The sequence below is a fragment of the Ligilactobacillus equi DSM 15833 = JCM 10991 genome (genome assembly GCF_000615765.1).
Lineage (GTDB): Bacteria > Bacillota > Bacilli > Lactobacillales > Lactobacillaceae > Ligilactobacillus > Ligilactobacillus equi.
In genome coordinates this window covers 18270-37129 of the sequence record NZ_BAMI01000015.1, presented here as the reverse complement: position 1 = coordinate 37129, position 18860 = coordinate 18270, and the positions used below count along the sequence as shown (strand labels likewise).

Below are 18860 nucleotides of genomic sequence, written 5' to 3'. Positions count from 1 at the left end.
TATAAATACCTAGATACCACGTATAAAGTGGTATCGGAGGCTCTTAGTATTCAACAGATGTTTGATAAAATTGGTGATCAAAAAATGATAAATTTATAAATCCCAATATTAGTGTAATGGGAGGAGAGATATCCACTAAAACTTAACGCTATCTCAGATAAATGAAAGCGATTGACGAAAACGGTTAAACATGATAACATACAGAGGTACTGAAGGATTATACATAAAACTTCTTGAATAGATAGTAAGTAGAGCCTCGCCGGGCTCTTTTCTTGTTGTTTGGCGCAATTAATGGTACAATTTTTAGAATAACAAAGAAGGGCTGGTAAAAAAGATGTATAACATGATTCCTGATACCATGGGTGATGTAGCCGTGAAACTAGCTTGGTTACACGCCAATGGTTTCGAAAATGAAACGGAAGATAGTGTGATTTTGCAAGGAATTGTCGATGCGGCCAACAATATGTTTGAAGAGGCGTTGGGCGATCCTTATTGGACGGTCTTATGGGACCAAGAAAACTTCAAATTGAAGGTGCGTGATGCCATGGGGGAAATTATTGGTTACTTAACGCCGCGTGAAGAAGCCGGTAACTACTTGGATGATTTCAAGCAAAACTCGATTTTAACTTGGCGTCACATGTCCGCTCAAAGTAATGAAATTTTGAAAAATAATTAATTTAGTAAAAAAGGTTAGCGCATAATTTCGCGCTAACCTTTTTGCCTAATCGATACTTATACTAAGGAGAGTACAGGATTTACAATTAATAATTAGAACCAATAAAGCCCGTCATTTCCGCCATTTTCCGCTTTATAGACAGTTAAAAAAAGATATAAATCTTCTAAAAGTTGTCCAATAAGTTGTCCAGCCTTTGTTCAATTAAATCGTCAGCTTTATTTTTGTGCTCGTCAATTAGGTAGGCATAAATGTTCGCTGTCGTGCTCACATTTGAGTGTCCTAGCCGTTTAGATATGACGTATAACTCTAGACCTTGATACATCAAATAAGCCACATGAGAGTGTCTGAGAGAGTGGAAGTGGAAACCAGGTCTATTTATGCCAGCATCTATCAACAACTGCTTTAACAGTTTATTAACGGCGCTAGAAGATGGAACCGTACCATACTGAGATTGAAAAACCATGTTATGTCCTTGCAGGTCTTTAAGCCAATCTAAGAGAATTTGATTAACTCTGATAGTTCTGTTAGACGATTCGGTCTTAGTGGCTTTGAAATCACGACCGTAGTTATACTCCAAAGCCTTGTTGATGTTGATAGTGTGGTTGGTGAAGTCAATATCTTCCCACGTTAAGGCCATAATTTCGCCTAGCCTGGCGCCAGTGAAAATAGCAGTTAGGATCATATATCTACCCGGAAAATTAGGATTTAGTTTTTCGGATGTGGTTTTAACTAATTGCTTAATCTCTGAAACATTAAGGTAAGATATTTGTTTGCCAGTATCCTTGTAGACGATATTAATGTTTTCACAAAAGTTTTGTGGCACCAGTCTATCATTGAAAGCTAAAGAAACAGAGGCCTTAACTAGCGAGTGCAATTTGTAGACAGTTTCTTTGGAATGGCTACTGCCATAGTGATTGATGAATTTCTGATAATCGGAGCGCCGAACGCTTTTTAGCTTTTGGTTTCCAAAGTAGTCAGTTAGCTCTTTATGAATGCGAAGGTATCTAGATATTGAAACTTGGCTTAACCGTGGTTCCTTATAGGTCTTGAAATAGTCCAGAAAATAATCAGCAAAACTGGGGTTATTTTTCGCTTGTTCCACACCATCAATATCTGCTTCAATAGCAGCGGCCCACATAACCGCCTCGTTCTTTGTTCGAAAGCCACGCTTAGATGTTTGACGTAGCTTTCCATTGATACGTTTTGACACAGTGGCTTTCCAGCCTGTGCTTGTTTTTCTGTATGAAGCCATAAAATACCTCCTATTATGTACTATAATAGGACTGTTAACGATTTTGTTAACAGTCCATATTTTTCTATCCACACTTTTTGCTTGGCGGCTGGAGTGTGGATTTTTTTGTTGTGCACAGCTTTTAACGACTTTAGTGTATTGGTCAAGATGAATGTATGTTTATCATCTATAATGTCTCCAATCATAATAATTTTTTTCTGAATTAACCTTTAACCTGTGGATAAATCTATAAGAACACTTATTCATTGTGTAACCTTGCCAAATCAACTAATTCAGAAACGAATTGATGATCGTAACTAGCATTAGGTATATCTATACCTGTAGATTTGTCAGATGTTTTATGTTTCTTATATTACTTGAACAAATCCCACAAACTTTTTGATGTACGGTGATATACTTTATTGTATATTTTACGTTTAGGATGTAACCATCCTGCAGTACGAGTTCCATAACCAGGGATTAATTTTTTCTTTAATCTTCTTTTATACTTAGCAGTAGTAGCTGCTTTGAAAGATTTTTTTAACGATGGTTTTCTAATATATCCTCTCATATTACTACCTCAAAGCTTTCCTGTACCCAGAATCAATTGCTTCTTGCTCAGAGTTAAAATATACAGCGTTGGCAGAATTCATATTATATCCTTGTTGACCGGGAACGTGGTAAATATGACTATTAACATTACCTACAATCTTACCAGTGTCAGCAGTATTCATATCAGTATTTTGAAAATTACTACCATTCCCATTATTATCATAATTGGTATCGCTACTTTGATTTTCTTGAGCAGAAGCTAATGATTCTGAACTAGCTTTTGCAATGCTTTCAGATTCACTAGCTCTACTTTGGCTTTCAGCTATAGATGCACTTTCAGATGAAGCTTTGCTTTCGGATTCTTTTCTTTTAGATTCAGAAGCTTTTTTCTTGCTTTCAGCTTTTCTTTTTGATTCCTCTTTTATAGATTCAGCTTTCTTTTTGGATGATTCTTTGGCTTTCTTAACTTTTAACGAACTAGATTTATAAGACTCTGAACTAGTTTTAGAGCTTGAATTAGAGTTTGAACAAGCACCTAATAAACTCATAAATAGTAGGGTAGTAGTAATGAATTTCATTTTTTTCTTTTTCATATAAGATCTCCTCACGAATTTTATCTTTCTGATTAGCTTTTAGTGACTTCAAATCAATTGGTCCTATATTAACCAGTATAATACCGGATAAACTCCTCTTTTATAGTCTCGTCTAAATATTTTGGAATGCAGTAAGAATTCATGAAACTGTAGATATTAACATCTTCCTTTTCAGTTTCCTTACAATAAAAGGGTGTTAGAATTTTAACCGCCATTAAGTTGGTCTGGTATTTAATTCCAGCTTTATTTTTGAAAGATGTATCATAAATTATAAACCGGTTAGCTTCGACTTCCATTGCGCTATTAGAAATCAATCTCGCCACATGACCGTGGCGGTTTTTTTATTGATTTGCAATCGAATTATATGAATTGACCCAGTCGTTTTTAGCTTTATCAAATTCTGATTTAGACTCATTTAGTTCGTTTTGTGTTTCACTAACAACTTCTTGACTAGTATCTGGATTTGTAATGACCGGATTATCGTTTTGATAAATCACCGCATAGTCATGCAAAGCGGAAAGATAAGCACGTAATTTTTTGGTGTAATCTTTAAGAGCTGCTTTGTCTTGAGAATTTAAAAACTTTTTTTCTGATTTATACTCTTTCTGAGCTTTTTTCCTTAAACTCATTATGTTCTTCAATCTACTATCAAAACGTTTAGCGGCATATTGGTCTGGATTTTCAATGTCATTATATTTAGCAGCGTCTAATAAGTTATCTTCAATATTTTGATAGTTTTCCATCCCCATGGGAGTAGTGACAACAGTAACCAATTCTTTATGTGAGTCTTCTGCAGATACTGCCTTTACGGATGTAGTGGTAATGAATAGAGCAATTAGTACAGATAATGATATCCAAAATGTTTTTTTCATAACGTTTTCTCCTCATGCTTTTTTATTAAATTTATAACGTTTCCTATATGATGAAATTTTTAGTGTTCTAAAATTATATGATTAAGCAAAATAAGATAATAATCAAAACTAAAATAATGAAAGAAATACATCCACAAGCAATACACGATGCTTCTACGTCTTCATCATCACGAATAGCGTCCCAGAAGGAATAGGTAGATTTATTATAAATTTTGTTGTACATAGCTTTTCTGGGATTATTTGCCCAAGTTTTTCCATATGTAGGATTTAACGTTTTTTTAGCGTTACGTGTAATTCTACCGGTAGTTCTAGCGGAAATAGAACGTTTTATACTTGGCTTCCTAGGTCCTAGTTTCATAACAACTCCTTTCTGACGAAAATATCCGACATACATTTTTACAAAATTTTAGTAGTTCTAATTTTCAATAGTTTCACTTTCCTTATTAAGAATGAGACCTCTATCAAAAATAAACGTATAGCCACGATAGCTATATATAACTCCGAATTTTCTCTTATACATTTCAAGTGCTTCGAATAGATACTTGACAGATACATCAAAATAATCAGCAACTTCTTGGGCTGTACGCATGCATAATTTATAGCAACTAATTAATCCATCTAATGTGATAATCTTCATGCGTCCCCAATCTCTTGCAATTTTTTCTTGCTTACGATTAACGGCATTATCCAAACTCGTTAAATCACCAACACTTGTTTTATAATGGCCAATTTCTTCTGCCAAAGTTTCGTGTTCTTTTTGGTAAGTTAGGTCTTTTTTTAAATAAACAGTCTTATCAATTATTAGTCCCGGAAGACCCTCTGGCATACGTGTATAGATGTAATTAAGTTGGGGGTATTCTGACATTAATTGTTCAATAGAATTCAATAAAGATCACCACCAGATTATTTTTTATTTTTCAAAAAATCAATAAAGTCGGTAATTTGTTTCATTTGTTCTTCTGATACATCATCATCGATGTGTGCAGCGATTAATTTAGCGTGCTTATCTATCTTGGGGACATTTTCTTCCTTACCATCCCGACCTAAAAGATAGTCGGTGGTGACTTCGTATAACCCTGCCAGTTTGGACAAAATATCAAAGTCCGGTTGCCTTCTACCGTATTCGTAATTCGCGTATGTTTGCATCTTTATGCCTAACTTTTCTGCCACGTAGGTTTTGCTCCATCCCTTATCCTCACGTAACGCTTCGATCAATTTGTTGAATTCCATGATTTTTCACTCCTTTTTAAACGTTATGTTTATTGTTATCAACGTTATTATACAACGGCTAAACGTATTATTTATATTTTTTGACAAAAAGTTTAAAAAATATATTGACTTAAACAAAACGGCGAGTTATTATAATATTTGTTAATCAGTTAAACAAAACGTTTAACCACGAAAAAAGGGGGGTGAAATCATGACAAATATTATAAAGTCGAACGCAAGGGAAATTTTGCGAGACGAAATTGATAGTCGGGGAATCAAATATTCCTGGGTCGCCAAACGGATGGGATATTCTTACCAACAAAAGCTTACTAATGTTCTAAATGGGCGAGATAAGTTTACTGGGGACGTTGCAATTCGAGCGTCTAAGGCACTAGGTGTCCCGCTAGAAATTTTTTTGGTCAAAAGTTAGACGAAATGTCTAACTAAGCAACGAATAGGAGGAAATAACAATGAAGATTGAATACAGAAAAAACGAAGACATCTCAAACGATCACGTTGAAGAAGTTTATGTGAACAATCAATACGTAGGGGATTTGTTTCTTTACCAAGAAGAAGGCCAATTACACACCTTCTTTCCCGAAGGTGGCCAACCGGTTGAACGCTGGGAAATCTCTGAAAAGGAAATGAAAGCCGAAGTCGAAGAATTGCTTGCTCAATTCTTTGGCGATGATGAAACCGAGGCTGATGTTGAAGTCGAAAGCGAAGAAAAGCGGTCGATGACAATGAACTTGCAATACTTCGCTGAAAAAGGCGTCAAGATGTTCAGCAACGGACTTATTGAGTTACCGGTCAAAGAAGTTAATGGTCAAATTATGTTTGACGCTGAACAATCTGCTATTGGCTTAGGAATTACATCAACCGCCAAAGGGTATACAAACGTCAGATGGAGCAGAGTTAACGATTATTTAAATTCTGCCACTTGTGGCAGAAAGATAAAGAAAGGCGATTTCATCACTGAACCGCAATTCTATAAGTTGGCAATCAAAGCTAACAACTCGGTTGCTGAAAAGTTTCAAGATTGGGTTACAACGGAAGTCCTTCCGTCAATCAGAAAGCACGGTGCTTATATGACGGACCAAATGATTGAAGAGGTGCTAACTAACCCAGACACAATTATCAAGCTTGCAACTCAGCTTAAAACAGAGCGCGAGGGACGATTAATTGCTGAACAGCGGGTGAATGAATTGACTCCTAAAGCGACTTACTACGACCAAGTGCTTAATAATAAGTCACTAGTAACCATCACTCAAATTGCTAAAGATTATGGTATGAGCGGTGGAGAGATGAATAAGAAATTGCATGAATTAGGGGTTATCTACAAACAAGGTAATACATGGTTGCTTTACAGTCGCTATCAACGAACGGGATGGACCCACTCAAATACAATCATGGTTCCAAGAGCAGACGGAACAGAAAAAGCCGTAATGCAAACCAAATGGACACAAAAAGGACGCTTAGGACTGTATGAATTTCTTAAGAAGCATGACATCTTGCCACTGATTGAACAAGACGATGACGTGGCTTAGAAGGATTGGTATTACAGTGGAAAGCTAGATTACGAGGAGGGAAAAATATGAATCCTTTTGAGATTAAAGTTATCCCTGAAGTTCTAGAAAAGATAATCAAGAAGTATATTGATGAATTGTTTGACCGGTATCTAACTGGAAAAACATGGACTCTTGATAAGTTTAGAAAAGAATGCTGCGGAAAAGCTAAAGAGTGGGTAACACTCTATATCTTATCAGAATTTGCTGATGAGATTGACTATCGCCAACCTGGGGGATGGTTAGTCCCTAGCAAAGGTAGGGGAAATGCGTGGATTATCCGTGCAAAACAAGCGTGTGAGTGGATGGATAAAAACTTTACCCGCATTGAATGGGAAAGGAAGTTGGAAAGATGATTTGGTTGATCGTTATTTTCCTAGCCGTAGCGCTCACGGCTCACGTGCCTGAGTTTGTCGGTTGGGTAGTTGAAAGATACAAGGCATGGTTGTATGCCGGGTCAAAACGTGGAAGGAGAGATTGAGAATGGCAAAAGTTATCATTGGTGAAATTTTACAAGTATTAGCGTTATTTATCGTCGCTGGTCTGGCCGGGTCAAGCGACCTAGGGCGACCTGTTTGGTGGCACGGTTTGTTTCTGGCAATCGTGGTTGGAATCGTCGGGTTACTTTTGGACCAAGACGAAAAAACCCGGCAATAGCGCCGAGTTTCAACAACAATTCAATTATTAACACAATTTAATTATAACACAAACGAGGTAAGTAATATGGAAAAAATTATTTTTAACAGCACCCCTGATTATCGGATTCAAGTGCTGTTCTATGAAAATGGGCACAATTTCATCATGGTTAACAGCCGAAAAGACTCTAGTTCAATCGCCAAGCCAGGAGTTCCTGGCTATGGCAAGTACCCTGAAGCAGAAGTTAATCGTATGATTAATTTTCTGGAGAGATAGGTATGGATAAAAAAGAACTTATTGCATACGGTTCTCTAGCGCTAGCGCTAATTGCTCTGCTGTTAAATATTTTTCTACTCGTAAATGGTTAATCGACTTCAATTTACCATCAACACACAAGAGGTAAAAAAAGATGAATGAATTATTAGGAATAGTCAACGGAATTAGGGGCAATCAAGCCCAGTTTAGGATACAAAATATACCAGATTTAAAGGTTAACATAGCTGAGGGGGTGCAAGAGTATAGAATCATCCCAGTATCGGGGATGATAACATCCCAACAGCGCAAAAAAGCTTATGCGCTTATTGGTGAAATAGCCCGAGCTACCGGATACCTAACTAACTACCAGAAAGAGCGGCTGAAATATCAGCTGAAAGAAGAATATACCAAGTCTGTAGGCAAGGAGATGTTTTCCTTATCCTACTGTTCAGAAAACACGGCTTTAGCATTTATTGACTTCCTAGTTGATAAAGCTTTAGAGGTTGGCGCTCAGATTGAGCCTGAGACGCTTAATTCTTTGGACACGGAGCAATATGTCAAGATGTGTCTAAAGTATCGTGTATGCACCGTATGCGGGCGTAGAGATGCCATTCAGATTAATCACGAGGATACTGTGGGGATGGGTAACGACCGCACACATATTGACCATAGGGGGCATAGATTGGAGGCTCTCTGCGTAGAACATCACGCAGAGTTCCATGCAATCGGAGCAAAGAGCTTTGCCGAGAAGTACCACTTCCACGGCGTTAAGCTAAACACCAAGGAGGTTGTTTCCTTAGGTCTAATGAGCAAGAGGCAATGTGAATGGTTTGACGAAAGGAGTTGAGCAAGATGGACGAGTTTCAAGGATCTAATTTATTCCTAAACATCCCTACGTATGTCGCTTATGACGAAGAAGTCTTAAAGAAGCCGAAAGCGGCTTATCTTTACGGCGAAATCAATTCAATGCTTAATGTAACAGGAAGATTTTACATGAGTAATAACACTATTGCTCGAAGGTTAAAGGTTTCAAGACAAACTGCTATCAGCTACGTCAATCTGCTAAAAGAACGAGGGTTTATTGAAACAGAGAATGTGGTGGATGAAAAAACTGGGGTAATCAAAGGTCGTTATATCACTTACGGAAGTTTATCTAAGCGATATATTCCCAAGGATAGTCAAATTGACTTTACTAACGGTAGTCAAACTGATTTGACTAGGGTAGTCAAGCCGACTTTACCAGGGTGGTCAAATGGATTTGACGGGGGTAGTCAAATGGGTTTGACCCAAATAGAACATATTAATAAAACAACTAATAGAAGTAGTAGTACACCGACACCAAGTGAAAATGTCTTCAACAAATTAGCGGCGATTGGCATCCCAGCAAACGGGATGAACACACCAGTAATTATCGATTACATTGATCAGCTAGGAGATGACTTGGTGGCACATGCTATTGACTACATGGCAGACCAAGCCCAACGGCCCAATATGAATTATCTGAAGAAAATTCTAGAGGGCTACTTGAATAAGAATATCAAAACAGTAGCACAAGCTAAGCAAAGCGAAGAAGCTTTTAAGACCCAGCAGACAACATATGCTAACAAGCGCAAAAGTAATCGCAGACGCATAGTACAAAAAGAAACACTGCCAGACTGGGCGCAAGAAGGCTATCAGGTGCCGAAGCTATCTGATGAAGATAGGGCGGCGTTGGAGGATAAGCGAAAAAAACTGGAAGCAAAAATGTTCGGAAAGAAGGATAAATAATGGAATTAGGAAAGATTGCGAACGGAGATGTACAACGACTGTTTGACCGAGAGTATGAAAAGGTTCTGAAGAATATCATGGATCCACAGACCTCAGCGACTAAGAAACGGGTAATCAACTTAAAAATTACGGTTGAACCTGGGGAGCTACGAAATAACGGGATGATTCAAGTAGAGGTTTCTAGCAAGTTAGCCCCTCAGCTTGGTGTTTCCTCGGTGGTTTCAATCGGACGGGATGAAGATACTGGTCAGATTAAGTCTAATGAGTGGAGTCAGGAGCTTCCAGGACAAACCTACATAGGTGAAGATGGTTCGCTTAAGACAGAAGACGGTGAGACCATTGATGAAAATGGGGATGTTATGGAGGTGGTGAAGTGATCACATTAGAAATTATGTGGCTGATGTTTTGTGATTATGCTGACGTGATAGGTGCAGCATTCTTATTGGCCATTATTATCTATGTAGCAGGGTTTTTTAGCAATAAATAAAAGGAGGTGAAAAAATGAAGGAAATTAAATTTGAACAGAAAACACCCCAAGGTGGATATCTAAGGGTGTTAGAAAATAGTGTACAGATTAAAGCTAAAAAAATATCGATTGACGGACAATTTAAAGTAAAGGGTCTACAAAATCGAGATTGTGAGACGACAAATAAATAAAAGGAGGTGAAAAAAATGAAGGATGAACACAAAAGTAAAACACCTAAAGGTGGGTCTTTTAAGGTGCTGAGGAACGGCATAGAAATTCGATGTTCAAACGCTTTTTTTGAAAACAAAGTTAGAATTTCTACAAAGGGATGTGAGACGACTATTAAACCGAAAGGTAAAAGTTAACTTGGATTACTTCCGAGATTAATCAGCTTGCTAGTCTGTCGAAGGACTGGTGGGTATAGGGAGACTGGACATCTCCCGTCTGGAGCGTGCTTAGATACTCACAAAATGAGGCATGATTTACCAGAAAGCAGCTTGCAAGATTGTCAAAGGTCTTGTGAGTATTGGTCACCTTGGCTGGGTGACCTGAGTATTATCTTTATCCTTTAGCTAATCAGCTTGTTAGAGGGCTGATTAGTATAGAGCCAGTGGGAGTATTGGCTCACATCGTAAAAAGGAACGGCGGACCTAACCGCTAGCATGAAAAGGGGGCTTTACCCCTCATTTGGAAGCTAAATTAGCACGAGGGCGAAGATGTACATTAAAACTTTCTCCTTTAGATATTCAGTGAAAAAACTACTACACAAGTCCAGTGGGCGGTGCAATTCCGTCGGTTTCCGTTGGTCGCAAGCGGTCGACCAAAAAATAAAATATATAGTCTTTCAAACCGCTAGACGATACAAATTGACCGTGCTAACACAAAATTTGATTTCTCACGGGTTCGGTGCAAGTCCGAAGGTCGTCGTTAATCTGTGGACACTATACTTATTCACTACTCAACTGATCACTTGGTCACAGATTAACGGAGCTGTCTGTTAAACAGTAGCTGCAATAAATAATAAAAGGAAGTGAGAATCCTCTCTTTGGAAGTTTTTATTGTAACAGAAAATTCACCATTGCTACGGTTAGCAGGTCTAGCAGCGCCTGAGGTGGTTCAACTCTACCTCTTTGGTTTATCCTGGCCGGGAAAAAATAAAGTTTTGGGAGGGTAATCATGACTGATTACACAGCGTCATTTCGACGACTCAGGAAAAATTACGATTTTCGTAAATTTGGCGATGAGGTTTGGGAAAGCATACCCAACAAGAATGCTGACAAAATCCGATGGTCAGCTTGCGTCTGGAACGTTTCGCTTGAAAAAGCTAAAAAGAAGATGGCGATGATGAGCAAAACCAAGAAAAAGCCAAGCGTCAATGAAAAGCGAAATCAAGAAATTATCAAGATGATTGACGAAGGCTACACACGCAAAGAGGTTGCCGAAATCATGAAGATGTCGGTTGGCGGTGTCGGTCATATCTTGATTGCAGAGAAAGGAACTGGTTACAAGACCAGAAAAGGTGGTATGACTAGGAGGCAAGCGGTTGCTTATAGTCAGCTACACGAGCAAATTAAAAGCCTTTCGGAAGAAGGATACTCGGCAAGAGAAATCGGTGAGGAGCTAGCGATAGCGAAATCGACCGTATATACACATTTAAAAAGAATTAGGATTGAAGAAGCGTTTGGCGAGGAAAATGGACGGCGATTACTTCAACCTTTACCAAAAAATCGTTGAAGAGCAACGAGAAATTATTGGGTTTTTGATTTCAGAATTGGAGGGAAAAGACTAATGACAACAGATGAGTTTATTTTTAATTGTAAATCAGCCATTTTCTTATCGGTTAAGAAGACATTTTTGGCAGAACCTCAAGACTTAAGTCTGGTTTGGTTAAGCAAAGATTTACAAAATCGTAAAGCCACATTCGCCAATACCGTAGAAAAAGAAGATGACCGTTATTGGGAAGTAACTTATAACGGCGACAAAGATGAATATTATGTAGATACCTACATCAAGTTTAGTAACACTTGTGTATCTGGGGAACAGGTTGATTTTTTGATGAAAATTTATAGGAGAAAAGAAGTGGATTGGATTAAGTTCAAAACCCGTCCGATAACGGAAGAAGAGAGAGAAGAACGGCCATGGGTAGATGAACAATACGGATTTGATTGCCCTGTGCCTGACCTTGGCCAAAAAGTTTTGGTTACTGATGGTCAGTGGGTAGGCGTTGACGAATGGGATGATTTTGCAGGCATTGTTGGGTTGCTTGATTTTAATGGCTATGCTAGTGATTATAACGATTTATGGTGGGCTCCGATACCAGACCTGCCTAAAACGGAGGGAAAGTGATGTTCAAAGGTGTAATGTCAATCATAATGTTTTTCGTGGTTATGATGGGAGATATGAGCTCGATGATTTATTACTATGCATTCTAGTGATGTTGATTGGTATATGGGCTGAAATGGGGGAATAATAATGGACCATCAAATTTTAATTACAAGAAAAAATGGTAAAGAAACAAGTGTTGAAGTTATTGTTTCGAAGGAGGATTACAACGATATAGAACAAGGCATTTTGGACGAGTTAGTTTTAAAATCTCTTGGAGAAACGATTAAGGAAATTTTGGAAGGAAAGGCCAAAGAATATGATGCTCTCATAGAAGAAATTGTACCTTCGTATCTTTCAATTCTTTCATCGCATCTAACCGATGACTATATAAAAAGCGCTGGTGGACCGTTAGCTGCTGGATTGTTAGCTGCTTTGGGCGGGGTGATGCTAAAGTCGAGACCTAATCCTCAGAGCGTAAAGGCGGTTTTAGAAGAATTCTATAGTGATTATTTAAAAGATTGCAACAAGGAGGAAAAATAACCATGGTCAAGAAGAAAAAACGGAAGGTAAATGAGCAAAAATCCATAGGCCACCCTAAAGGCTTATTGGCATATAAAGACCCTGGCTTTAGAAAAAATCCGTTTGAGGTGAGATAGATGACGCTTGAAGAAGCTATGGGGATGGACATTAACGACCTTGACGAGAAGGTACGGTCTTATATGACGGTTCCTAAAAAATGGAACGAGTCCGAGTATCGAAACATCCCAGAAGGTAACATCTACAAGCTTGCCTGGGAAAAGAGAGTTAGAAATCGGCCCACAAGCAAAGCACTTATCGAAGATTACAAAGTAGGAGAGTCACCTAAAGCGGTAGCAAGGAGAGTGAAAATCCCAGTTAATCTGGTGTGCCTTTATCTGCAAAAAATGGAGGTGCTTAAAGCGACAGATAGATCCGTGGAGTTTAATTGTTGGGCGCTCAGCAAGAATTATCACATAAGTACAGTGGTTGATAAAACAGGAATCACTCCAAAATGCGTTAAGGAGTATGTGCGGAAAGTCGAACATGAGCTAGCGCCGTATAAAGGGATGACGATTAGGGAATTAAGTAATTATCTTGATGAAAGAGGGAAGAAAGCATGAGCAATGCAGATAGAGCAGAAGCAACGCTAGAAAATTATAAAGCATATCTAGTAAATAAGGGTGTCTCAATAATAGAGAATGGCGGGGATGCAGAAAAAATCATGAGATATAGTTTAGATAGTTTACAGGAAGAAATAATCAGAACAATCATAAGAGATTATCTTCAAGGAGGTGGAGTCCGTGGTTGAAGGAGATAAGGTTGAATACCAAGGAAACTATTATTGGGTTAAGGCTGTAATTAAAATTCCAAGCAGAGAGCCGCTATTGTTGCTCAAGGGAACTGGTGAGGACGCATGCATTGAAGTGCCAGCACCACAATGCAAGAAGGTGGAAGTGTGGTAAAACACGGGAAACTAAAGCAAGGAAGGCCATTCCGAATTAAAGGCGGGATGTTCACCCAGCCGCTAATCTGGTATTACGATCAACTACGCTAGCTAATTATTTCAATGGGTCGACTATGGTGCCAGGATCGAATGCGTTAATGATAGCTGATTATTGTGGAACAAGCGTGGATGAATTATTAGGAGCTTATATAGAGTAAAAAAAGCCACACGATTGCGCAGCTTCTGCCAAATATAGTCTCAGTTGCTGGCAAGTTAATTGCGTTAGGTATGAAGTTAGAAAGAAAAAGGCAGGAACAAGAAGATGAAAGAAATCAAAGTCGGACAAACCGTGCATAATGTCTTGCTTGTAGGTTTTGACAGAGTGGTGAAAAATGCGGTGGTCACGGGAGTATACATCAATACTTTTGCAGTTGTTAGCAAAGATGATTCTAGCATTTCGGGTATTGTCAAGAAAAAGACTGGGCGCAAGCGGAAAACGTATGAGGAGATAAACAAGGCGCTTTATTCTAGGCGTTTAGAAAGAGAAAGTACTAAGCGATTTTTTTAGGGAGGGAAAAGATCATTTCGCAGTATCTATTTATCGAGTTAAGGAGGTGAAGTAGATTGAGACGAATAAATGAAATATTAGCACAGCTATTTTTAGCACTCTTTTTTGTATCGCAATTTGCATTAGTAGTAACGCTTGTTCATGGTATTTGGACTTGGTGGAATTGGTCTGACTTTAAGTTGGTTTTTATCGAACCTATTGTAGGCGTAAGTAGTCTTTTGGCTTGGGCATTTGCAAAAGCAAGTTAGTGACTATATAAAAAAGCCACGCAATTGCGCAGCTCCTGCCAAAAAATACCTAAAACCATTATAGCAAAAGGCGGGAGCGGAATGTTACTTTTTGATGAAGTTGATTTACAAAAAACTGCAATTAATGTGAATGATTTTTTCCAAGGTGATTATAATCGCTTGCAACGTATGGCGACTGTTAGCACGTTAAAAGAAACATCTTATGACGGAGTGGCATCATCAGGTAGCACTGATAACCCGCTTGAAGGTAGATATGTGAAACGTGCGTGGGCTACCCAAGTGATTGAGGCGGTGACTAACTCGATTGAAGCATGTGATGAAATGTCAAAAACAATTCTAAAGCTAAAGTACCAAAAGCATTTTCAGACATGGCAAATAGTCGAAAGAGTAAATTATAGCGGGGCGGGTTATGACAATCTAAGAATTAGAGCATGTAACCAATTCGCTGACGCTTTTGAGGTAGTGGCTGAGCCGTTGCTAGGAGAAAATAGTGACTTACATGTATACAAAAACATAAATGAAGATATTGAGAAAATGGGGAATTTACAATAAAAATTCCCTATTTTTTTAGAAAAAACTATTGATTATGTACGTTTAATAGTGTATTATAATATATGTAAGGAGGAGGTGATAAGGTGCAACCAAGAAAAAGAAAAGAGTCGAAAATCATTTCTTTCTTCGTAGTTCTTTACAAGATGTTAGAAGTCCTTGGAACTATCGGAGGAGCAGCCGGAGTGATTCACTGGGTCTGCGAAATGATTAAACGACTCATCAAATGATAATAAGCAGAAGAGGTCAGCACAACCTCTTCTGTTTAAGCATATCATAAACGGAGGGAAAAATGAAATACTTAGACAGGATATCTAGAATGATAAGAATGGTCACTGGAATTATGGTTGTTATAGGGATAATTCTATGGATTATATTAAAGGTGGTGGGAAAGTAATGGCAGAATTATCAGAGGCAAGAAAACGCGCAAACAAAAAGTGGGATGAAAAGAACAAGGAAAAGAAAAAGCTTTACACCTATCGGTCAACTGCTCGTTCTTTCGTAAAGAACCTAGCAAGTGAGCAAGATTTACTTGAGCTCCGTCAATTAATCGATGATACCTTGAAACAAAAAAGTAGAGATTGAGTGGAGATTCGGTAGAGATTGAGTAGAACTCGAGTAGGGCGATATAGTGGTATTATGGTAGTGTGATAAGTTCAAGAGATGTTGAGTATTAATCTTGAAATAATTTGATTTTAAAGTCAGTCGGAAACGGCTGGCTTTTTGTTTGCAGCGGAAGGTGGTGGGGCGATGATTAAAAAACTACTCCCGGGTGGTAAACGGGTAGACTACCGTGAAAAGCAAAGGCACCATAAAGAATTTAACCAGAGGCGGCAATTGAAACAAGGGGAGTACGTGTCTTTCTACAAGTCGGGAGACTGGAGAACAGTGCGTCAAGAGGTACTAGATAGAGATTATGGTCTTTGCCAAAGATGTGGAAAGCAAGGAAACATTGTTGATCACATTATTCCTAGTAAAGATGATTGGAAAGAACGATTGAATGCAGACAACTTGCAGACACTTTGCAAGCACTGTCACGATGTTAAGACTTATCGTGAGTGGTGCAAGCGTGAGAAAGGAGCGCATAGATACATGCGGATTAATATAGTGTGTGGTCTGCCAGATAGCGGAAAGGAAGTTTGGGTTAAGCAGAGATTATCTAAGCATGACCTAGTCTATGACTATGATGCATTGATGCATACAATAACTGGCTTGCCTTTGGGTGAGATTAACTATGATGCGCATGACTATATCATGTTGTGGTATGAACAGATGTTACGGAAGTTACGGACTGAACAGACATTCGATAACGTTTGGATTATCTTAACTGTTCCGAATGAGAATATCGATAACGTTCTAAGTCCTTATCACGATGTAATCAAACACTTTTTGGTTTTAAGTTCAAATTCGAATTCAAATCAATTCAAACCGAAACGAAAAGCAAATCAGAAATTGTTAAATCTTTTTGAAAAATCTGATTTCAGTAAATTTCAAAAAATTTATTTTGAACCTACCCCCCGAAAAATGAACGGGGGCTATATATAAAGGTTCTTTAGAACGGACATTCACTTTTCTTTTCGCAAAAGTGTAACAATTTTCATTTTTGGAGCCCGACAAATCAACATTTTAAGGAGGTGGTGCTAAATGGGGAGAAAATACAAAATTCTAGAGAGTTCTACTGGCGATTTAACTAGATTGCGTCAGGAAACTAAGCTAAAAGCACAAATGCTAGCCAAAGATGGTTTCAAAGAATTGAATGATGAACCACCCACATATCTGACTGGATATGCACGAGAAGAATACCTGCGAGTCATCCCAGAAATAAAGAAATTGCCTGTTCGTGATATGGACCTTGCGACTGTATGTCTCTATTGTACCTGGTATGCAGCTTATCGAGAAATTTTAGAATTAATCGAGAATGTTCCTGACCAAGAAGAACGGGTTGCATCGTACGCTTACCTTGATCGTGTGACCAAAAATATCAAAGGCTTAACTTCCGACCTTGGGTTAACTGTGGATAGTCGCATGCGTATCAATACGGGTATTTTGAATAGCGATAAGGAAGATAAGCCCAAGACAATGAAAGAGATGTTTGGCTGATGGATGAATACATCGAGAAAGTATTAACCGGCGAAATTCTAGCGTCAAAAAAGGTTATTTTAGCTTGCAAAAGGCATAAAAAAGACTTGGAAAGAGCTAAAACTGATGATTTTCCGTATTATTTCGACAAAGAACGTGCTGACAAAGCAATCATGTTTATGGAAATGTTACCTGACCCTAAAACGCTACAAACATTTCCACTGGCTGACTTCCAGAAATTTATTATCGGTTCTATCTATGGCTGGTACCGCAAGGACCATCCCGAATGGCGTAGATTCCGCAAGGCTATGATATCTGTGGCTAGAAAGAACGGGAAATCTTTGTTGATTTCAGGAGTTGGATTGTATGAGTTCTTATTTGGTAAAGACCCAGCTTACTCAAGACAAATTTTTTGTACTGCTAACGACAAAAAACAAGCCTCTATTGTGTTTGAAATGATTGCTAAGCGACTGACTGCATTAAGAAGCCGGGATGACTGGGTTAAACGTGCTACTAAGCGTGTGCGTGAAGAAATTCGTAACCTAGATGACTATAGTTATGTTCGCCCCCTCTCTCGCGATACTGGGACGGTCGATGGGTTTGAACCTTATGTAGCCATCCTCGATGAATACGCAGCGTCTAAGACTATTGAAATGATGGAGTTACTTGAATCTGGTCAAGGGCAACTTGATAATTCGCTTACGATGATTATTTCCACAGCAGGTTTTGACCTTAATGCGCCAATGCACACAATCGAGTATCCTTACGCAAGGAAAATCTTAGAAGGTGAGATTGAAGATGAGACTTACTTCGCTTATATTGCTGAGCAAGACAATATCGAAGAAATCGATGATGAGTCAACCTGGATAAAGTCTAACCCTATCCTAAGTGTGGAAAGCCAATACGAACGTGTGATGAACTATCTTCGTAAACGCAAGAAAGAGTCGCAAGAAAAAGGAACTTACAATTCCGTACTGATTAAGAACTTCAATATGTGGCGCCAAGCTGAAGAAGATTCCTACATGGATATTGAAACCTGGGATGATGCTGAAGTTCCTAGAGCGGATATTCAAGGTAAGAAGGTCTGGTTTGGGGTCGATGTTGGTCGAACTTCTGACCTGTTTGCTATTTCTTGGCTGATTCCTTTTGAAGGGTATTGGTATGCAGATAGCTTTGCTTTTGTCGGCACTAAGTATGGTTTAGACGCTAAAATTAAGGCTGACAGGCTTGATTACAGACACCTTGAAGAAATAGGCCAGTGTGAAATTACCACGCTAGAATCGGGCGTTATCGATACTGAGCGGGTGTACGATTGGCTACATGAGTTTGTATCGGTGAATGACTTAGATGTGCAAGCGATTTGTTTTGACCCTGCGCAATATGGCCCGCTACTAACCTTAATTGAAAAGAACCATCCAGAGTGGGAGCAAATTCAAATTAGACAAGGAACGCTCACTCTCTCAATGCCAACCAAACAGTTTAGAGATGATGTGATAGAAAAACGGGTGGTCCATGCTCCAAATGAAATTTTAAGTGGGGCGGTAAACAACGCAGTACTCAAGACTGATAATAATGGCGCTCGTATTGACAAAAATAAGTATGCTAATAAGATTGATGCGTTAGATGCCTTGCTAGATGCTTATGCGGTTTGTTTCACCACAGATATTGATAATTATTTAACCGACGACGATATACTGAATGGAGATTTCGGATTCTAATGTTTTTTAAATGGCTAAAATTAAATGAGACCGTACTACTATTCTTAGTCGGTCTGTTATTGCTGCTGATTGTAGCTTTCGTGAAAGAT

Annotated in this window: 33 protein-coding genes and 1 pseudogene; 27 read left to right on the top strand and 7 right to left on the bottom strand. The window is 38.6% G+C overall.

Annotated features, from left to right (window positions below):
- Nucleotides 1-334 precede the first annotated feature (334 nt).
- Nucleotides 335-676, top strand: a complete 342-nt coding sequence (locus JCM10991_RS05105; RefSeq protein WP_023858791.1) for a hypothetical protein — start codon at nucleotides 335-337, stop codon at nucleotides 674-676.
- A gap of 163 nt (nucleotides 677-839) precedes the next feature.
- Here JCM10991_RS05105 and JCM10991_RS05100 read toward each other — a convergent pair whose 3' ends face one another.
- The 7 genes and pseudogenes from JCM10991_RS05100 to JCM10991_RS05060 all read right to left on the bottom strand — a co-directional run bounded on the left by JCM10991_RS05100 (nucleotide 840) and on the right by JCM10991_RS05060 (nucleotide 5154).
- A complete protein-coding gene (locus tag JCM10991_RS05100; RefSeq protein WP_025020762.1) occupies nucleotides 840-1928 on the bottom strand; it encodes a site-specific integrase in 1089 nt (362 codons plus the stop codon).
- Nucleotides 1929-2280: 352 nt separating this feature from the next.
- A complete protein-coding gene (locus JCM10991_RS05090) occupies nucleotides 2281-2478 on the bottom strand; it encodes a hypothetical protein (protein ID WP_023859734.1) in 198 nt (65 codons plus the stop codon).
- A gap of 4 nt (nucleotides 2479-2482) precedes the next feature.
- The gene (locus JCM10991_RS05085; RefSeq protein ID WP_025020761.1) at nucleotides 2483-3052 is read right to left on the bottom strand and encodes a sunset domain-containing protein; all 570 of its coding nucleotides are present in this window, start codon (nucleotides 3050-3052) and stop codon (nucleotides 2483-2485) included.
- A gap of 341 nt (nucleotides 3053-3393) precedes the next feature.
- Nucleotides 3394-3924, bottom strand: coding sequence for a hypothetical protein (locus JCM10991_RS05075; protein WP_025020759.1), 531 nt, complete (start codon nucleotides 3922-3924; stop codon nucleotides 3394-3396).
- A gap of 169 nt (nucleotides 3925-4093) precedes the next feature.
- Nucleotides 4094-4282, bottom strand: a pseudogene (locus JCM10991_RS14830) (hypothetical protein); the annotation flags it as partial.
- Nucleotides 4283-4339: 57 nt separating this feature from the next.
- A complete protein-coding gene (locus JCM10991_RS05065) occupies nucleotides 4340-4810 on the bottom strand; it encodes a hypothetical protein (RefSeq protein WP_025020757.1) in 471 nt (156 codons plus the stop codon).
- A gap of 17 nt (nucleotides 4811-4827) precedes the next feature.
- Nucleotides 4828-5154: a helix-turn-helix domain-containing protein gene (locus JCM10991_RS05060; protein WP_025020756.1), complete on the bottom strand. Its 327-nt coding sequence runs from the start codon at nucleotides 5152-5154 to the stop codon at nucleotides 4828-4830.
- A gap of 190 nt (nucleotides 5155-5344) precedes the next feature.
- Between JCM10991_RS05060 and JCM10991_RS05055 the strand changes: the two genes are divergently transcribed.
- From JCM10991_RS05055 to JCM10991_RS04910, 26 genes are all read left to right on the top strand, one after another.
- Nucleotides 5345-5563: a helix-turn-helix transcriptional regulator gene (locus tag JCM10991_RS05055; RefSeq protein ID WP_025020755.1), complete on the top strand. Its 219-nt coding sequence runs from the start codon at nucleotides 5345-5347 to the stop codon at nucleotides 5561-5563.
- 349 nt (nucleotides 5564-5912) lie between these two features.
- Nucleotides 5913-6680, top strand: a complete 768-nt coding sequence (locus tag JCM10991_RS12720) for a phage antirepressor KilAC domain-containing protein (RefSeq protein WP_420843345.1) — start codon at nucleotides 5913-5915, stop codon at nucleotides 6678-6680.
- A gap of 47 nt (nucleotides 6681-6727) precedes the next feature.
- Complete coding sequence (locus tag JCM10991_RS05045) at nucleotides 6728-7054, top strand: DUF771 domain-containing protein (RefSeq protein ID WP_025020753.1); 327 nt, start codon at nucleotides 6728-6730, stop codon at nucleotides 7052-7054.
- Nucleotides 7051-7179: a hypothetical protein gene (locus tag JCM10991_RS16100; RefSeq protein WP_263640290.1), complete on the top strand. Its 129-nt coding sequence runs from the start codon at nucleotides 7051-7053 to the stop codon at nucleotides 7177-7179. The genes JCM10991_RS05045 and JCM10991_RS16100 overlap by 4 nt, the downstream gene beginning before the upstream one ends.
- A gap of 2 nt (nucleotides 7180-7181) precedes the next feature.
- The gene (locus JCM10991_RS15150; RefSeq protein ID WP_155889581.1) at nucleotides 7182-7355 is read left to right on the top strand and encodes a hypothetical protein; all 174 of its coding nucleotides are present in this window, start codon (nucleotides 7182-7184) and stop codon (nucleotides 7353-7355) included.
- Between the two features lie 66 nt (nucleotides 7356-7421).
- Entirely contained in the window at nucleotides 7422-7610 is a 189-nt protein-coding gene (locus tag JCM10991_RS05030) for a hypothetical protein (RefSeq protein ID WP_025020752.1), read from the top strand.
- Between the two features lie 133 nt (nucleotides 7611-7743).
- Entirely contained in the window at nucleotides 7744-8436 is a 693-nt protein-coding gene (locus tag JCM10991_RS05025; protein WP_025020751.1) for a putative HNHc nuclease, read from the top strand.
- A 5-nt stretch (nucleotides 8437-8441) separates the two neighbouring features.
- Nucleotides 8442-9356 carry a DnaD domain protein gene (locus JCM10991_RS14390; RefSeq protein ID WP_051527955.1) on the top strand — a complete coding sequence of 305 codons (915 nt, stop codon included), beginning with the start codon at nucleotides 8442-8444 and terminating at the stop codon, nucleotides 9354-9356.
- Nucleotides 9356-9733, top strand: a complete 378-nt coding sequence (locus JCM10991_RS05015; RefSeq protein WP_025020749.1) for a hypothetical protein — start codon at nucleotides 9356-9358, stop codon at nucleotides 9731-9733. The genes JCM10991_RS14390 and JCM10991_RS05015 overlap by 1 nt, the downstream gene beginning before the upstream one ends.
- 124 nt (nucleotides 9734-9857) lie before the next feature.
- Nucleotides 9858-10013 carry a hypothetical protein gene (locus JCM10991_RS15145; protein WP_155889580.1) on the top strand — a complete coding sequence of 52 codons (156 nt, stop codon included), beginning with the start codon at nucleotides 9858-9860 and terminating at the stop codon, nucleotides 10011-10013.
- A 15-nt stretch (nucleotides 10014-10028) separates the two neighbouring features.
- The gene (locus tag JCM10991_RS15140) at nucleotides 10029-10187 is read left to right on the top strand and encodes a hypothetical protein (RefSeq protein WP_155889579.1); all 159 of its coding nucleotides are present in this window, start codon (nucleotides 10029-10031) and stop codon (nucleotides 10185-10187) included.
- A gap of 680 nt (nucleotides 10188-10867) precedes the next feature.
- A complete protein-coding gene (locus JCM10991_RS16095) occupies nucleotides 10868-10996 on the top strand; it encodes a hypothetical protein (protein ID WP_263640289.1) in 129 nt (42 codons plus the stop codon).
- 2 nt (nucleotides 10997-10998) lie between these two features.
- Nucleotides 10999-11556: a helix-turn-helix domain-containing protein gene (locus JCM10991_RS04990; protein ID WP_025020748.1), complete on the top strand. Its 558-nt coding sequence runs from the start codon at nucleotides 10999-11001 to the stop codon at nucleotides 11554-11556.
- A 54-nt stretch (nucleotides 11557-11610) separates the two neighbouring features.
- Nucleotides 11611-12168 (top strand): DUF6275 family protein, encoded by a 558-nt coding sequence (locus JCM10991_RS15550; RefSeq protein WP_025020747.1) that lies wholly within the window; start codon nucleotides 11611-11613, stop codon nucleotides 12166-12168.
- Between the two features lie 126 nt (nucleotides 12169-12294).
- Nucleotides 12295-12687 (top strand): hypothetical protein, encoded by a 393-nt coding sequence (locus JCM10991_RS04975; protein ID WP_025020746.1) that lies wholly within the window; start codon nucleotides 12295-12297, stop codon nucleotides 12685-12687.
- Between the two features lie 116 nt (nucleotides 12688-12803).
- Complete coding sequence (locus JCM10991_RS04965) at nucleotides 12804-13286, top strand: hypothetical protein (protein WP_025020745.1); 483 nt, start codon at nucleotides 12804-12806, stop codon at nucleotides 13284-13286.
- Nucleotides 13283-13474, top strand: coding sequence for a hypothetical protein (locus JCM10991_RS04960; protein ID WP_025020744.1), 192 nt, complete (start codon nucleotides 13283-13285; stop codon nucleotides 13472-13474). Before JCM10991_RS04965 ends, JCM10991_RS04960 begins: the two co-directional genes overlap by 4 nt.
- Entirely contained in the window at nucleotides 13467-13628 is a 162-nt protein-coding gene (locus tag JCM10991_RS15135) for a hypothetical protein (RefSeq protein WP_155889578.1), read from the top strand. The genes JCM10991_RS04960 and JCM10991_RS15135 overlap by 8 nt, the downstream gene beginning before the upstream one ends.
- 303 nt (nucleotides 13629-13931) lie before the next feature.
- Entirely contained in the window at nucleotides 13932-14177 is a 246-nt protein-coding gene (locus tag JCM10991_RS04945) for a hypothetical protein (RefSeq protein WP_025020743.1), read from the top strand.
- Nucleotides 14178-14233: 56 nt separating this feature from the next.
- Complete coding sequence (locus JCM10991_RS04940; protein ID WP_025020742.1) at nucleotides 14234-14425, top strand: hypothetical protein; 192 nt, start codon at nucleotides 14234-14236, stop codon at nucleotides 14423-14425.
- Nucleotides 14426-14506: 81 nt separating this feature from the next.
- Nucleotides 14507-14977 (top strand): ArpU family phage packaging/lysis transcriptional regulator, encoded by a 471-nt coding sequence (locus JCM10991_RS04935; RefSeq protein WP_025020741.1) that lies wholly within the window; start codon nucleotides 14507-14509, stop codon nucleotides 14975-14977.
- A gap of 83 nt (nucleotides 14978-15060) precedes the next feature.
- On the top strand, nucleotides 15061-15204 hold the full coding sequence (locus JCM10991_RS15130) for a hypothetical protein (RefSeq protein WP_155889577.1): 144 nt from the start codon (nucleotides 15061-15063) through the stop codon (nucleotides 15202-15204).
- A 166-nt stretch (nucleotides 15205-15370) separates the two neighbouring features.
- Nucleotides 15371-15559, top strand: coding sequence for a hypothetical protein (locus JCM10991_RS04925; RefSeq protein WP_025020740.1), 189 nt, complete (start codon nucleotides 15371-15373; stop codon nucleotides 15557-15559).
- Between the two features lie 138 nt (nucleotides 15560-15697).
- Nucleotides 15698-16519: an HNH endonuclease gene (locus JCM10991_RS04920; protein WP_155889576.1), complete on the top strand. Its 822-nt coding sequence runs from the start codon at nucleotides 15698-15700 to the stop codon at nucleotides 16517-16519.
- Nucleotides 16520-16618: 99 nt separating this feature from the next.
- A complete protein-coding gene (locus tag JCM10991_RS04915; RefSeq protein ID WP_025020738.1) occupies nucleotides 16619-17074 on the top strand; it encodes a P27 family phage terminase small subunit in 456 nt (151 codons plus the stop codon).
- The gene (locus JCM10991_RS04910; RefSeq protein WP_191978610.1) at nucleotides 17074-18771 is read left to right on the top strand and encodes a terminase large subunit; all 1698 of its coding nucleotides are present in this window, start codon (nucleotides 17074-17076) and stop codon (nucleotides 18769-18771) included. The genes JCM10991_RS04915 and JCM10991_RS04910 overlap by 1 nt, the downstream gene beginning before the upstream one ends.
- The last annotated feature ends 89 nt before the right edge of the window (nucleotides 18772-18860 follow it).

Bases quoted from the DNA above. Each gene is read 5' to 3' on its own strand.
- JCM10991_RS14390 (WP_051527955.1), top strand. From the start codon at position 8,442: ATGGACGAGTTTCAAGGATCTAATTTATTCCTAAACATCCCTACGTAT.
- JCM10991_RS05105 (WP_023858791.1), top strand. From the start codon at position 335: ATGTATAACATGATTCCTGATACCATGGGTGATGTAGCCGTGAAACTA.
- JCM10991_RS16100 (WP_263640290.1), top strand. From the start codon at position 7,051: ATGATTTGGTTGATCGTTATTTTCCTAGCCGTAGCGCTCACGGCTCAC.
- JCM10991_RS05030 (WP_025020752.1), top strand. From the start codon at position 7,422: ATGGAAAAAATTATTTTTAACAGCACCCCTGATTATCGGATTCAAGTG.
- JCM10991_RS15150 (WP_155889581.1), top strand. From the start codon at position 7,182: ATGGCAAAAGTTATCATTGGTGAAATTTTACAAGTATTAGCGTTATTT.
- JCM10991_RS04960 (WP_025020744.1), top strand. From the start codon at position 13,283: ATGAGCAATGCAGATAGAGCAGAAGCAACGCTAGAAAATTATAAAGCA.
- JCM10991_RS04945 (WP_025020743.1), top strand. From the start codon at position 13,932: ATGAAAGAAATCAAAGTCGGACAAACCGTGCATAATGTCTTGCTTGTA.
- JCM10991_RS04910 (WP_191978610.1), top strand. From the start codon at position 17,074: ATGGATGAATACATCGAGAAAGTATTAACCGGCGAAATTCTAGCGTCA.
- JCM10991_RS15145 (WP_155889580.1), top strand. From the start codon at position 9,858: ATGAAGGAAATTAAATTTGAACAGAAAACACCCCAAGGTGGATATCTA.
- JCM10991_RS05025 (WP_025020751.1), top strand. From the start codon at position 7,744: ATGAATGAATTATTAGGAATAGTCAACGGAATTAGGGGCAATCAAGCC.
- JCM10991_RS04925 (WP_025020740.1), top strand. From the start codon at position 15,371: ATGGCAGAATTATCAGAGGCAAGAAAACGCGCAAACAAAAAGTGGGAT.
- JCM10991_RS04935 (WP_025020741.1), top strand. From the start codon at position 14,507: ATGTTACTTTTTGATGAAGTTGATTTACAAAAAACTGCAATTAATGTG.
- JCM10991_RS04975 (WP_025020746.1), top strand. From the start codon at position 12,295: ATGGACCATCAAATTTTAATTACAAGAAAAAATGGTAAAGAAACAAGT.
- JCM10991_RS05015 (WP_025020749.1), top strand. From the start codon at position 9,356: ATGGAATTAGGAAAGATTGCGAACGGAGATGTACAACGACTGTTTGAC.
- JCM10991_RS05100 (WP_025020762.1), bottom strand. From the start codon at position 1,928: ATGGCTTCATACAGAAAAACAAGCACAGGCTGGAAAGCCACTGTGTCA.
- JCM10991_RS12720 (WP_420843345.1), top strand. From the start codon at position 5,913: ATGTTCAGCAACGGACTTATTGAGTTACCGGTCAAAGAAGTTAATGGT.
- JCM10991_RS05060 (WP_025020756.1), bottom strand. From the start codon at position 5,154: ATGGAATTCAACAAATTGATCGAAGCGTTACGTGAGGATAAGGGATGG.
- JCM10991_RS04915 (WP_025020738.1), top strand. From the start codon at position 16,619: ATGGGGAGAAAATACAAAATTCTAGAGAGTTCTACTGGCGATTTAACT.
- JCM10991_RS04990 (WP_025020748.1), top strand. From the start codon at position 10,999: ATGACTGATTACACAGCGTCATTTCGACGACTCAGGAAAAATTACGAT.
- JCM10991_RS05090 (WP_023859734.1), bottom strand. From the start codon at position 2,478: ATGAGAGGATATATTAGAAAACCATCGTTAAAAAAATCTTTCAAAGCA.
- JCM10991_RS05085 (WP_025020761.1), bottom strand. From the start codon at position 3,052: ATGAAAAAGAAAAAAATGAAATTCATTACTACTACCCTACTATTTATG.
- JCM10991_RS15140 (WP_155889579.1), top strand. From the start codon at position 10,029: ATGAAGGATGAACACAAAAGTAAAACACCTAAAGGTGGGTCTTTTAAG.
- JCM10991_RS05055 (WP_025020755.1), top strand. From the start codon at position 5,345: ATGACAAATATTATAAAGTCGAACGCAAGGGAAATTTTGCGAGACGAA.
- JCM10991_RS05075 (WP_025020759.1), bottom strand. From the start codon at position 3,924: ATGAAAAAAACATTTTGGATATCATTATCTGTACTAATTGCTCTATTC.
- JCM10991_RS05045 (WP_025020753.1), top strand. From the start codon at position 6,728: ATGAATCCTTTTGAGATTAAAGTTATCCCTGAAGTTCTAGAAAAGATA.
- JCM10991_RS15550 (WP_025020747.1), top strand. From the start codon at position 11,611: ATGACAACAGATGAGTTTATTTTTAATTGTAAATCAGCCATTTTCTTA.
- JCM10991_RS04965 (WP_025020745.1), top strand. From the start codon at position 12,804: ATGACGCTTGAAGAAGCTATGGGGATGGACATTAACGACCTTGACGAG.